Source organism: Prolixibacteraceae bacterium, assembly GCA_019856515.1.
Lineage (GTDB): Bacteria > Bacteroidota > Bacteroidia > Bacteroidales > Prolixibacteraceae > Halosquirtibacter > Halosquirtibacter xylanolyticus.
This window is the reverse complement of record CP082230.1, coordinates 4,440,535-4,454,692: the sequence shown is the minus strand read 5'-3', so window position 1 is coordinate 4,454,692 and position 14,158 is coordinate 4,440,535. Positions and strand designations below refer to the sequence as shown.

The window sequence follows — 14,158 nt, the reverse complement described above, 5'->3', positions numbered from 1 at the left end:
GGGAGTCATGAAGACTCCCTCTTTTACAATAAACATGAACACTTAACATCGACACTTTAGAGTGATGTTTGAATACTATCCACAGCTCTCTCTACCTTCCTAACCAAACGATCACCATTACCTAAATCATTCAAATTAACCCTTTTCTTACGCCATCCTTTTATCATGATTAGAGATTGGCCTTTCACTTGCATTTGTGATACAAAATCACGGCTTGCTCTATCTTGCATATCTACTTTTGTAAACTGAATATTGACATCCTCTCTAGAGGCATTTAGATTAGCAGCAGCACTACCAATTGCTTCGCATTTATTACATCCATCGCTTTCACACACACAGAACATCTTTAGCTTTTGAATATTTTTCTTCTTCAAATGAGAGCCTTCCTTCTCGTTGTTGGTCTTATTGGTCTCAGATGCCAATAAGGACTCCACACTCACACCCTTCGGCTCCACTCTATCATAAGATGAATAAACCATTCTCAATGCGATAACTGTAACCAATAACACACCTGCAATTAGTAGTATAAATTCGTGCTGCTTCTTTTTCATCTCAGTCAATATTTAATCTTTACTCTTATTTAAATCTTAGTCTATTGCTATCTGTTATTCGTCTATTAAGTTTGAATAACTTTCTGTGACAAAACTATAGGTTCTAGATAGATCATCCTATAGTTTTTCTTTTCACTCCAATAACTGTCACAGTAATACATCACATATAACACTATATACCAACAAGATACAGATATATTATTATAACATGACGAGCGACACCCTTCAAAAATGTACCGTGTGTTGTCATATAGTGACCTCTCATAAAACAGCATTATAGTCTATATAATCAAATCCACACCGACATAAAACCATACAGGGATATTCACAAAAACACAAAACAACTATATATCAATGTATTACAAAACACAAACCCTAACATATCACACGATTGTCATAGTACCATAGCTACAATATAAGAGCATTTAAACACCTATGGCCATGTCTATTCGAGTCAATATGAAGATAAATTTCATTCGATAGACTTTTATAATAAGGTTACATGGATAGATCCCAGAGGTGTTCTAAAGATATTGTTTTGAGACAAAACATCAGATAGAAGTATGCCGACTCTTGCTCTGTTACCTACTTACACCACATAAGCAATGTCACACATCAGACATATCAATTAAAGAGACGTAGGCAGACTGGTGCCAAAGGACGGATAGAGGAGATGTATATATACAAAAAGAGCCACCCCTCAGGGCAGCTCTTTTGTCTTATATCAAATTAGATAATCAATTACTCTGCAGCAAATGAAATCTCTGATAATTTCTGATAGTAGTTACGACGCCATTTAGCGTTCACCTCAGCAGCTGCAAATAACTCTTTTGCTTCAGCTGGGAATGCTTTTAACAACGAAGTATAACGTACCTCACCTAGTAGGAAGTTTTGGAAGTTATCCCAATTTGGTGCTTTCGAATCCAATTGGAATGGGTTCTTACCTTCTTCTTCTAGACGTGGATCGAAACGGTATAGTGACCAGTATCCACATTCAACAGCTTTTGCTTCTTCTTCTTGTGATTTACCCATTGTCGCACGAAGACCGTGAGAAATACATGGAGAGTAAGCAATAACCAATGATGGTCCTGGATAAGCTTCCGCTTCTCTAATTGCTTTCAAGAACTGTGCTTGGTTTGCACCCATTGCTACTTGAGCAACATAGATATAACCATAACTCATTGTGATAGCACCAAGATCTTTCTTACGAATCTTCTTACCTGAAGCAGCAAATTTAGCTACTGCACCAATAGGAGTAGATTTCGAAGCTTGACCACCAGTGTTTGAGTAGATCTCCGTATCCATTACAAGGATATTAACATCTTCACCTGAAGCCAATACGTGATCCACACCACCGTATCCAATATCGTAAGCCCATCCGTCACCACCGAATACCCATACTGATTTCTTCACTAGGTATTGTGATAGAGAAAGGATCTCTTTAGCATACTCTGCATTGTTACCTTTGATAGCCTCCAATACATTAGCTGAAGCCTCTTCTGATGCCTTAGCATTATCTTTAGCTTCTAACCATGCTTTGAACAACTCTGCCTCAGGAGCACCTGCTTCAACAGCATTAGTCATGATATCTGCAAGACGATCACGCTGCGCATTGATACCCTCAGACATACCGAAACCAAATTCTGCATTGTCTTCGAATAGTGAGTTAGCCCATGCAGGTCCGTGTCCACTATTCTTCTCAGTAGTATATGGAGTTGCTGGAGCAGATCCACCATAGATAGAAGAACATCCAGTAGCATTAGCAATCATCATACGCTCACCAAACAATTGAGTGATAAGCTTAATATATGGAGTTTCACCACAACCAGCACAAGCTCCAGAGAACTCGAATAAAGGTTGAGCGAACTGAGAGTTCTTAACCGTCTTAGACTTGTCAACTAAATTATCTTTGTAAGAAACATTCTTCTCGAAGTAATCCCAACGAGCGATCTCCGCTTCTTGAGTCTCCAATGGCTTCATTACAAGAGATTTCTCTTTTGAAGGACAAACGTCAGCACAGTTACCACAACCAGTACAGTCAAGAGGAGAAACTTGCATACGGAACTCAAGTCCTGCAAATTGCTTACCAACTGCTTTCTTCATGTCTGTTCCTTCAGGAGCATTTGCTGCCTCTTTCTCATCAACAAGGAAAGGACGGATAGCTGCGTGAGGACAAACATAAGCACACTGGTTACACTGGATACAGTTATCTTCGATCCATTCTGGAACATCAATACCTACACCACGCTTTTCAAACTCAGTAGTACCGTTAGGGAATGTACCATCTTCAACCCCTTTGAAAGTAGATACAGGAAGTGCATCACCCTCTTGTGCATTGATCACGTCAACTACATTCTCGATGAACTCAGGACGATCAGATGCTGCTTTCTCACCAGAAGTTGCAATATCTTTCCATTCTGCAGGAACTTCAACTTTGTGGAAGTTCGCTCCACCTGCATCAACTGCAGCGTAGTTCATGTTAACGATATTCTCACCTTTTTTACCATACGACTTAACAATCGCACTCTTCATCTCTTGAACAGCTGATTCGAAAGGAATCACTTCTGTAATTTTGAAGAAAGCAGACTGCATGATAGTATTGGTACGGTTACCAAGACCTAGCTCTTTACCTAGTTTAGTACCGTTAATGATATAGAAGTTAATCTCGTTATCCGCAAGATACTTCTTCATATTATCTGGAAGACGACGAAGAACTTCTTTCTCGTCCCAAATAGTATTCAATAGGAATGAACCACCCTTTTTAAGACCTTTCAATACATCGTATTGGTTAACGTAAGCTTGTACGTGACATGCTACGAAGTCAGGAGTAGTTACCAAATATGTTGAGCGGATTGGGTCATCACCAAAACGAAGGTGAGAAGCCGTAAATCCACCTGATTTCTTTGAATCGTATGCGAAATAAGCTTGACAATACTTATCCGTAGAACCACCAATAATCTTAATAGAGTTCTTGTTAGCACCTACAGTACCATCTGATCCTAAACCATAAAATTTAGCCTCAAATGTTTTGTCAGAAGTAACTTTAATTTCAGGAAGAAGAGGAAGAGACTTGAAAGTCACATCATCAATAATACCTACAGTAAAGTCATTCTTAGGCTCTGTCATCTCTAGGTTGTTATACACAGAGATAATTTGAGCAGGAGTAGTATCTTTAGATCCTAGACCAAAACGTCCACCAACGATTAATGGCTTATCTGCTTTGTCATAGAAAAGAGAACGTACATCTAGATACAATGGCTCCCCTTGAGCACCTGGCTCTTTTGTTCTATCAAGAACAGCAATACGCTTAACTGTTTTAGGGAATACATTGAAGAAATACTTCTCAGAGAAAGGACGATATAGGTGACATGAGATCAAACCTACTTTTTTTCCTTCTGCAAGTTGTGCATCGATTACCTCTTTGATCGTCTCTGTTACAGATCCCATCGCCATGATAATATTCTCTGCATCTTCTGCACCATAATAAGTGAATGGGTGATACTCACGACCAGTCAACTTAGTAATTTCTTGCATATAATCTTCTACGATATCTGGAACAGCATCATAGAATGAGTTAGAAGCCTCTTTTGCTTGGAAGAAGATATCTGGGTTTTGAGCAGTACCACGTGTTACTGGGTGCTCTGGATTCAATGCTCTATCACGGAACTCTTGAACAGCGTCCATATCCACAAGAGGCATCAAATCTTCTTTATCTAAAACTTCAATCTTTTGAATCTCGTGAGAAGTACGGAAACCATCAAAAATATTCATGAATGGTACACGTGACTTAAGTGTCGACAAGTGTGAAACACCTGATAGATCCATAGTCTCCTGAACCGATCCTGCAAATAACATTGCGAATCCAGTCTGACGAGCAGAATAAACATCACTGTGATCACCAAAAATAGATAGTGCATGAGTTGCTAAAGCACGAGCACTTACGTGGAATACAGTTGGCAACAACTCTCCAGCAATCTTATACATATTAGGGATCATCAATAACAATCCTTGAGAAGCAGTATAAGTAGAAGTGAATGCTCCTGACTGCAAAGATCCGTGAACAGCACCTGCTGCACCAGCTTCACTTTGTAGCTCAGCCAAACGTACAGGCTGACTAAACATATTCTTCTTACCTACTGCTGCCCACTCGTCAACATTCTCCGCCATTGGAGAAGATGGAGTGATCGGATAGATACATGCAACCTCACTAAAAATGTAGCTAATGTGAGCTGCTGCATAGTTACCATCACACGTGATAAACTTTTTTTCTTTAGCCATTGTTTTTTTTAAATTTTGAACAAAGGTTCGTATTTCAACAAGTCAAATAATTAATTCTAATCTTTTACAGTTCGTGTTATACACTGTCTTGTATTAGTTTAATACAAGAAGCCAAATAACCACAAAGGGATAATATTCTCACTACCTATTTCAATCATATCGGCAGCGGCAAAACCATTTGTAGCAGGTTTTGTATATTTCCCTCCAACCATAAACTTCTTATCATGATCCAATAGAAAATCTGCACCATTACATGCCTTTACATTGAATCGTACTCCTGTTTGATTTAGAAAGAAGGTCTTCCTCAAACTGTTATTACTTATATTCTCTGGAGATATCGCATACATCAAATTCGTGTTATGCAGATAGACTTGAGCAGGCTTCTTCGAAGCACCCTCCTCTCCTTGGTATATTAGGTTTAATAACTTCGCATTCTTAAGATATCGCAAATAGTTCATCACCGTTGCTCTCGAAGTGTCAATCTCGCCACTGATTTTACTGACATTGGGAGAAAATGGAACATGGTCGGCAATGATTTGCATCAACTTTCTGAGTCGAGGCAGATACTGTAATTCAATCTGATTGGTGTAAGTAACATCGATCTCTAAAGCCAAATTAATGTGCTTCAGCAATGTTTCATTATAAATTGCCGCATCGTCTTGAAAATATGGATAACACCCATGTTTCAGATAATCGGTAAAATAGGCCAACGGACGAACTTTACTTAGTATCGTTGGAACAATCTGTTGGTGATCATGTAAAATCTCATCCAAACTCAAACATTCAAATTTATTCCCTGTACGAAAATTCAAATACTCTCTGAATGATAAAGGATGAAGATGATACATATGAGCAATATCTTTCAATTCATCATTTCCTTCAATAATCCTCAACACCGGAGAACCACTGAAAACAACTTTCAAGCCAGGGATATTATCATATATCAACCTTAACTCGTTAGACCAGTTAGGATACTTATGCATCTGGTCTAGAATTAACAACTTCCCTCCCCTTTTAAAGAACTCATCTGCAAAAGAGTAGATTCTTCTTTTTGTGAAATAGAAGCTATTTAAGTTTACATAAAGACATGAACGACCATACTTAGCATCCATTCTTTTGGCATAATCCAAAAGAAACATGGTTTTACCAACACCTCGGGAACCTTTGATCCCAATTAATGGGTGATCCCAATCGATTTCATTGGTAAGTTGACGGTCAATAACTCCTTTTAACGAGTCTATTAAATTCTGATGTGTACTATAGAATAAATCCACTATTGATCTTTATGTTACTAAAACAAAACTAGAAAAAAATATCTATTTTTTGTAATCTGTAGATTGCAAATAGACTTTCTTTTTGAAATCCACAGCTAATAACACAGAAAGAACAAAACACAACAACCTAACTGTCAGTAGAATATAAACCTTAATAAGAAAGAGTAAAAATACCATTTATATGACAAAACTTGGTATTTTTACTCTTTCTTATTACTATACTTTAGTATTGAAGTAGCATCGCTCCTACCGAATATCCACCTCCAAAAACAGTGAATACCACTAGGTCATCTTGCTTTACTTTATCGTAGTTCTGAGAGAAACAGATGGCGGTACTCGCACAGCCAGTGTTACCGAACTCTTCGATATGGCTAAAAATCATTCCATCATCCAATTTCATCTGTCTTTGTAGATTGGACATGATACGTCCATTGGCTTGATGAGGCACAACATATGACAAATCACTCACCTCTTTACCACTCGCGTCCAACACTTTATCAATCGCATTACGCATCTGTGTAACTGCATTGATAAATACATCTCTACCATCAGGCATACCTAATCCTTCTTCAGAAGGTCTTAGAAACACAGAAGCATCTGCTTTTCCTAAGTGTCCCAATCCTTGGGTGTAGACATGAGCAACTTTTGCTGATTTGTTGCCTTTAGGAGTGTCGCTAATAAACATTGCAGCAGCACCATCACCCCACAAATGTCCACTCTTAGCACACGACTCATTGCTATACTCCCAGTTATGCTCTGCTGCAACTACAATCACGTTCTTGGCTTTCCCCATAGCTATGTAACCTTCAGCAATCTCTACTGCATTCAACAGAGAAGAACATGCGGATGAAACATATACCACCTTTGCATTCACAGCCCCGAACTCTCTCTGAACAGCATGGCCCATTGTATAAACCGTATCATACGGAGAGTAAGATGCACCAACAATCAGATCGACTTCTTCTGGTTTAAAGCCACTTCCTTCGAACCCATTCTTAACAGCTTCAATAGCCATTGTATTAGTATTCTCTTGCTTAGTTGCCTTGGATCGAGAACGGATCCCAGTTCTTTCAAAAATCCACTGATCTTCTAAGCCATTGACCTTCTCAAAATATGAGTTAGGCACTCTATCGCTTGGAACATAGTGTGACACATGATTAATATACATGACAAATAAATTAACTATTTTATTTTAATAGATTTCGTAATCATCTCTATACATTGGTCTAACAACCCCCTCGTTTCATTACTAAAATTTTGTATTATTATGGGAACCTCTAGACCAACCAACATAATGTGTATGAGTTGAGACATACTCTCCACCCTTACGGAACAGAAACAAGAAGCCTTACCCAGTTCTCTTGTGATCAGAGATTTGAGCAAAGACAATTCATTCTCATTAAACTCTCTTCGTATATGATTTACTCGGGGCAAGTCGTTAATAAAATCATGACGGATAGAAGGATTCTTTTGGATCAACTCTTTGAACGCATCAAATCGTGCATGCACATAAGAGCGTATCACCTCAACGGTAGGCAACAGATCAGAAGTATCAAAAACACCCTTAATCGCATCATATATAATCCCGACTTCATAGCCAACCACACTATCATATAGATGTTCTTTCGATGAAAAATACATATACAGAGTTCGTCGTCCAACGCCTGCTTCTTTTGCTATTGAGGACATGGTTACGTTTGCCACTCCTTGCAATGCAAACAGCTCTCTCGCTTTATGAATAATCTTGTAACAAGTACTCTCTTCCATTTATTATTTATCTTAAAAAAGACGTATGTATTTACGAAATCTCTCTCTTCAAGTTGCACAAATGTATACGTTTTGTGCAAAAAACATATATAATAAACATATTATTTTCATTCCAAACGAGAAGAAATGACAAAGAATTAACACCAAGATTATCAATACAACAACAAGGATGAGGTCGATTTAAAAGGGGTATTTCAATAACGCCGACAGGTTAATGATATTTGGTTATAGCGTTCATATGCAGTAATTTTGGATGAAATCACACATTCATACCCGTCCCAAAGAGGTCGGTTACAAACACATTTAAACACAAGAAATGAAAAGATTTTTTCCTATTCTATTGCTACTCCTTGGTTCCTTTGCAAATGTCATTGCACAAGACAGCAAACACCTTCCCAAAGACAGTCAGGGACGTATCGTAAAACACACAAATTACACTCTAAATTATATTGAAAAATATGAACAGCCATCATGGGTAGCGTATGAACTAACGAAAACCGAACTATCCAAACACCTTAAGAGAACAGATAACTTCCGTCCAGATCCTAAAGTAAGTACACACTCTGCTGGTCTTTCTGATTATAGAGGTAGTGGATATGACAGAGGACATTTAGCTCCTGCAGCAGACATGGCCTTTACAAGTCAAGCCATGAGCGAATCATTTTTCCTTTCCAATATGAGTCCTCAACACCCCAAACTAAACCGTGGACAATGGAGGTTGCTCGAAGAACAGGTAAGAAGATGGGCAAAAAAAGAGGGGAAAGTATATATCGTTACAGGTCCTGTTCTAAAACCAGGTCTTAAAACCATCGGCAAAAACAGAGTTGCAATACCGCAATACTACTACAAGATCATCTATGATTTAACCCCACCAAAGAAGGCCATTGCATTTCTGATGCCTAATAGCGAATGCTCCAAAGGATTCATGGCCTACCAAACATCTATTGATAAAATTGAGAAGCTAACCCATATCGACTTCTTTGCCGAACTAAAAGATAGCGAAGAGAACCAAATGGAAGCTTCCGTCAGTAAGCAGTGGAAGACAAACACCACCAACCACAACTACAAACCTAAGGCAAGTCAAAGTAACAAAGTGAATATCAACACGGCCTCACAAAAGAGACTAATGACCCTACCAGGCATTGGTGAAAAGTTTGCCAAAGAGATAATCCGACATCGACCATATTCATCGATCTATGAACTAAAGAAGATCAAAGGGATAGGCGACAAAACAGTGGCCAAGATAAAACCACACATCACCAAATAGTTATTTCCATTAAGTGATATCATTATTCAATGGAAATTAAAGGAGCGCGTCTATACATATCTGCGTAGACGCGCTCCTTTTGAATCATATCATTATTGACGCATCGTCTTTTGAACCAATCGTGCTGCCTCCTCATAGTTCGAAGGAAGCAATGATTTATCGTTCGCGCGAAAAGGACAAATATCAATCCCTCCCCTACGAGTATAAACACATCCGACCATTAACTTTTGTGGATTCAGTAATCGTTTCAATCGAATATAGATCAACTCACAAATCTCTTCATGAAAATGATTCTCATTTCTCATCGAAACAATATAAGATAGCAAAGAAGCTTTAGAAACTAACTTCTCCCCCTCTATATGTATATAAACACTCCCCCAATCAGGTTGAAATGTCACCTTACAGTTACTACGAAGTAGATCCGTACCCCAAAAGGCCTCCGTCAATCGATCATGATCGACCACCTCTAATAGAGAGGCATCCTCGGTATAAGAGGCAATCTCCATACGATCCACATCCACCACCTGCTCCAACATCTCATGTTCCTTAAAAGGAGATGCAACAAATCGCTCTTTCGTATGAAAACAGACAGAAACAGTCGCTTCCAATAAAGAAGAGAGATCTCTTTCAATCATCTTCTCCACCATAGCAACACCCTCTTTCACACTCTTCCCATAACGAGACATATTGAAAGAGTTAAGGTATAGCTTCAATGATTTACTCTCCACCAAAGAGGGAGTATCCGATGGCACAACCATCTTTAACACGCCAACAACAGGCATTCCCTTCTCTGTCAAGAAACTAAGTTCATATCCATGCCATGCATCAAAACCCACAAAAGGAAGATCCCCCTGTTCAATATCATATATCGTACGATTCAATGATCTTGGAATAGCCACCAAAACAGTACGATCATACTCTTTGGGGTGAGACACTTTCTGTCCCAACACCTTAGCTTCTAAAAAATTAATCTCCATAACTATTTAGCTCTTTAATGCAGGATCCTCATGACCAGCTTTATGGAAAGCCTCTGCCCTTAACTTACACGAATCACATGTTCCACAAGGTGTACCCTCTCCTTTATAACAAGACCATGTATTGGCAAAATCAACACCAAGCTCCATACCTAATGTAATCTCTTCGACCTTCGTCTTATCAATAAATGGAGCATGAACGGTAAACTTATTTCCCTGTTCTACCGCAGCCACAGTCCCCATATTGATTGCATTCTGCATGGCATCTAAGAAAGATTGACGACAATCCACATAACCAGAATAATCAACTTCGCTTACACCAATAAAAAGATCGTAAGCTTCCAAAGCCTCTCCCATAGAAGCTGCCACACTAAGAAACACCATATTGCGAGCAGGAACATAAGTCTGTGGGATCTCTTTTTTATGAATATCTCCCTCTTCCACATCCATCGACATATCCGTAAGAGAAGAGCCACCCCACTGTCCCATATTAATATCAACAATACGATGACCAGCAACACCAGCACTCTCCACCAATAACTTCGCTTTATCTAGCTCAATAGAGTGACGCTGTCCATAAGAGAACGACAACGCATACACTTCATACCCTTGTGATTTAGCCAACCACAAAGCAACCGCAGAGTCCAAGCCTCCAGACAATAATACAATGGCTTTTTTTCTTTCCATTTTCTCTCTTTTAATCTTATAAAATCAGACAAAACATGGAAGAATGAAAACAGGGGTCACCACAAACCACAACAGTTTGCGCCCTTTTAATACCAAGCAAATCATGAAGTTGGTATAATACGAGGTGTTGTCATTATCCCTAGTTTTGTTTATAGACAGGATGGTTACGAACTGTCTTCTTAAATTAACGCCACAAATTTATACTTTCTTCTCAACAAACCAATATAACAAACATGACAAATATCACACCAGTCAATTAATTTACATATAAAGAAATAAAGAGGCACAAGAGTAAAGAACAGACTTATTTTGTTCACGAATAAAGAAATAACACGTATAAATAGAGATGATAATAAACAACGAACACGACATATTCATGATTAAAAAAAAGAGTAAATATTTCAGGTATTATTTAAAAACAAAAAAGTGTGATACAAATGAGTTAATTAAAGTCTGATGACATTAATTCTCATTTGAACCACACTAATAAGTATATATGTGTAAAAGAGTAAAGATATAGTTAATAAGGGAACTATAGTTCCAACTAAATATACTTTATTGTGCTGGGACTGGTGCCAGTTTAACATCTAACTCATTTGCCTCAACATCTGCTGTTTTTCCTAAAACAACCTCAATATTATCCATCAAAGTTGTCTTCGCATAAATTGATTCAGCATCTGGTTCAACCACAACTGAATATTGTCCCGGCACTACACCACGAAGAAGGAATTTTCCTTCATTCAAATATGTAGAAATCGAATCCTGACCTTGAATCGCATAAACAACTCCTTCAGCATCAGCTTGCACTTGTCCTTGAATAGCACCAGACTGAGCCTCAAATACCATACGAATTGTTGGCTTTAAACTATAAGTTCCATTACCTTTTGCAACGACTGATCGTGCTGCATCAAAATCTAATAATGCATTATATGTCACACCATTCTCTAGTGTTTGATTCACTAACAACTTCAAGCCTGATTGTTGACCACTTGGCACTTTCATATCATGCTCAGTTCCATCCACTGTAACAGAGTTGTTATCACCAAGGATCAAACGAATTTGATTATACGTTCCTGCAGGAAGAGAGCCTGAAGTAAGCAGAGTATCATTACCTGCTGTAAATTCTAATAAGTTATAGACCCCTTCATTCACATCTCCGACAGAGCCCCATCCTTTATCTTCATCTCCAAGATTGATCTGTACATCTTTGATATCAACCTTCACTGCATCATAATCACCAGGAGCATCAGTCAATCGAACATTAAGTGTAGCTTGAGAATCCTTGTTATTATCATCATCGTTATTACACGAGAATAATCCTAAAGAAAGCACTACTACTGCTAACAAATTTAATAATCCCTTTTTCATCAATCTCTTTTATTTATTCTTGTTAATACTAATTCACACAACAAATTGTTGTCATTAACAAACATACAAATTACAATTTCAATAACGAAATATGAAGGTATAGTGTAAACAACTTCCCAAACCAAATAGTTCTTAAAATCACTATTAAAAGAGAATAAAACCAATAGTACTTAGCTGATAGACATTCAAACTACCAATAAGATTGTGTTTTGCTGTTTTAATGACATTTAGCACTCGTTATATTTATCATAATCAGATGGTTTGTTATCGACAACTTTGAGATTTGATTAACACTATCAATTCATTTAAAGTACACTATAAACAAATCAGAACAGATTAAAACATAATGTTATCAATAAAATCAGGTTCCAGTATTCCTATTTTAAAACAGATATCATTAACAATAATTAACTACAAACAATAATTACAACACATGAATAATAGAGCTGAATATGGGCTTTTAAGACTTAGATACAAACCACCTTCCATTACATTGGGTTACATCTGACACACCTCTTCCTTACCCTTAAGTTACCTCCAAGTGCTATTTTGGTAAGGGAAGGGTAACTTAAAGGTAAGTTAAGGGTAACTTTACCCCCTGTGAAGTCCTTGTGAGGTCCTTGTGAAACGCCTAATTTAGATACTGGTATTTGGCTCTAAAATATATGCACTATGGTGGCTGACAAACAGAACTGTCTATCGCACTATAGGTTATTGAGGATCTTTATTTTTTGAAGTAATAGAATGGTAGGCGCATGTGTGATCACTCCCTCTTCGATGAGCTTATAAGCCTCATCAAATGGATAGCTTACAGCTTCAATGTCTTCGGTCTCTTCTCTATTGGTTTCACCAAATTGTAGCTCTTCGGCAACAAATAGATGCACCCGCGAATCGATCACGGAAGTGAAAGGGTCGATGGCACCATGGTAGCTCCATTTAGATGCTATAATACCAAGCTCCTCTTTTAGTTCTCTTTGGGCCGCGAATTCAGGAGAAGGATCAGAAGTATCCATTCCACCACACACCACTTCGATACTACGCCTTTGGATTGCATATTTAAATTCATGAACCAAATGTACATCTCTATTATGGTCGATGGCAAGTACTGCAATTCCATCGATCACTCTGGTAACACCAAATATACACTCCCCTCCATCTTCTCTGACACATTGGTCTTCTCGTAAAGAGATCCAAGGATTCCTATAGATTTCGGTCTGACTAATTATTTGAAAAGGAGACTTTTTATTATCGCTCATCATGGTGGATCTATATTCATATTTTATTGCTGAAAAACCAAAACAAATATACGATTCTAATTGTATTTGATATATATTGCAATTACGTCCTGTTGATTTAATCCTCAATGAAAAATGAAGAAGAAGGTACTACATGAAGATCACCACCATATAGAGATCCCACATGACGAAAGGATTCATCTGGATCTTATGTTTCTAAAAAAGCCGATCTACACCATTAGTTTGGTGTTAGGTATAGTATTGCTTATTCTGGAGATATTGTTGGCTCACGTCACGTTTATGCCCACTTCAATCCGAATTCTTCTCTTTATTCTACCCGCTCTTTTTGTTGTATTGCTGTTAAGAGATAAGATACACCCAGAGGCTGAAAAGAGAAGAGAAAAATGGTTGCATATGGCAGTACTATATATTGGAATTGGCTCGCTAGGAATGTTTCTGTTTACAGGCGTTAATTATGTGGCAGCAGACAAAGAGCCACAAACGATTAAAGTTCCTATTGTCTCTCAACGAACAGAGAAGTTCGAGAACCACAATATTGAACTTTTATCTATCTCTTACATGGGCGTAGAGAAAGAGGTTTTACTGAATAGCAAAAGCAGAAACAAGATGCCTAAAGATTCATTGTATATTACCATTAAAAATGGTCTGTTTGGGTTCGCAATACTTAAGTCCCACCAGATGAAATAGCATAGGCATGCTATTTCATCTGTCATGTAGTTGGACCTCACCATCTGCA

At 38.0% G+C, this 14,158-nt stretch carries 11 protein-coding genes; 2 read left to right on the top strand and 9 right to left on the bottom strand.

What is annotated here, in order from left to right:
- Nucleotides 1-56: 56 nt before the first annotated feature.
- The 5 genes from K5X82_16280 to K5X82_16260 form a co-directional block, all read right to left on the bottom strand.
- Nucleotides 57-551: a hypothetical protein gene (locus K5X82_16280; protein QZT36786.1), complete on the bottom strand. Its 495-nt coding sequence runs from the start codon at nt 549-551 to the stop codon at nt 57-59.
- Between the two features lie 741 nt (nt 552-1,292).
- Nucleotides 1,293-4,829, bottom strand: a complete 3,537-nt coding sequence (nifJ, locus tag K5X82_16275; GenBank protein ID QZT36785.1) for a pyruvate:ferredoxin (flavodoxin) oxidoreductase — start codon at nt 4,827-4,829, stop codon at nt 1,293-1,295.
- A 98-nt stretch (nt 4,830-4,927) separates the two neighbouring features.
- Nucleotides 4,928-6,103 (bottom strand): AAA family ATPase, encoded by a 1,176-nt coding sequence (locus K5X82_16270; protein ID QZT36784.1) that lies wholly within the window; start codon nt 6,101-6,103, stop codon nt 4,928-4,930.
- A 223-nt stretch (nt 6,104-6,326) separates the two neighbouring features.
- Nucleotides 6,327-7,271 (bottom strand): ketoacyl-ACP synthase III, encoded by a 945-nt coding sequence (locus tag K5X82_16265; GenBank protein QZT36783.1) that lies wholly within the window; start codon nt 7,269-7,271, stop codon nt 6,327-6,329.
- A 14-nt stretch (nt 7,272-7,285) separates the two neighbouring features.
- Nucleotides 7,286-7,870, bottom strand: coding sequence for a TetR/AcrR family transcriptional regulator (locus K5X82_16260; GenBank protein QZT36782.1), 585 nt, complete (start codon nt 7,868-7,870; stop codon nt 7,286-7,288).
- Between the two features lie 316 nt (nt 7,871-8,186).
- Between K5X82_16260 and K5X82_16255 the strand changes: the two genes are divergently transcribed.
- Nucleotides 8,187-9,137 (top strand): DNA/RNA non-specific endonuclease, encoded by a 951-nt coding sequence (locus K5X82_16255; GenBank protein QZT36781.1) that lies wholly within the window; start codon nt 8,187-8,189, stop codon nt 9,135-9,137.
- 92 nt (nt 9,138-9,229) lie between these two features.
- On the opposite strand, the gene K5X82_16250 is transcribed toward K5X82_16255, so the two are convergent.
- The 4 genes from K5X82_16250 to K5X82_16235 all read right to left on the bottom strand — a co-directional run bounded on the left by K5X82_16250 (nt 9,230) and on the right by K5X82_16235 (nt 13,425).
- Entirely contained in the window at nt 9,230-10,114 is an 885-nt protein-coding gene (locus K5X82_16250; GenBank protein QZT36780.1) for an NADPH-dependent 7-cyano-7-deazaguanine reductase QueF, read from the bottom strand.
- A 6-nt stretch (nt 10,115-10,120) separates the two neighbouring features.
- A complete protein-coding gene (queC, locus tag K5X82_16245) occupies nt 10,121-10,798 on the bottom strand; it encodes a 7-cyano-7-deazaguanine synthase QueC (protein QZT36779.1) in 678 nt (225 codons plus the stop codon).
- A 555-nt stretch (nt 10,799-11,353) separates the two neighbouring features.
- Nucleotides 11,354-12,166, bottom strand: coding sequence for a DUF4382 domain-containing protein (locus K5X82_16240; protein QZT36778.1), 813 nt, complete (start codon nt 12,164-12,166; stop codon nt 11,354-11,356).
- Nucleotides 12,167-12,870: 704 nt separating this feature from the next.
- Nucleotides 12,871-13,425, bottom strand: coding sequence for an NUDIX hydrolase (locus tag K5X82_16235; protein ID QZT36777.1), 555 nt, complete (start codon nt 13,423-13,425; stop codon nt 12,871-12,873).
- Nucleotides 13,426-13,536: 111 nt separating this feature from the next.
- Here K5X82_16235 and K5X82_16230 point away from each other — a divergent pair, with 111 nt between their 5' ends.
- Nucleotides 13,537-14,109, top strand: a complete 573-nt coding sequence (locus K5X82_16230; protein ID QZT36776.1) for a hypothetical protein — start codon at nt 13,537-13,539, stop codon at nt 14,107-14,109.
- Nucleotides 14,110-14,158 lie beyond the last annotated feature (49 nt).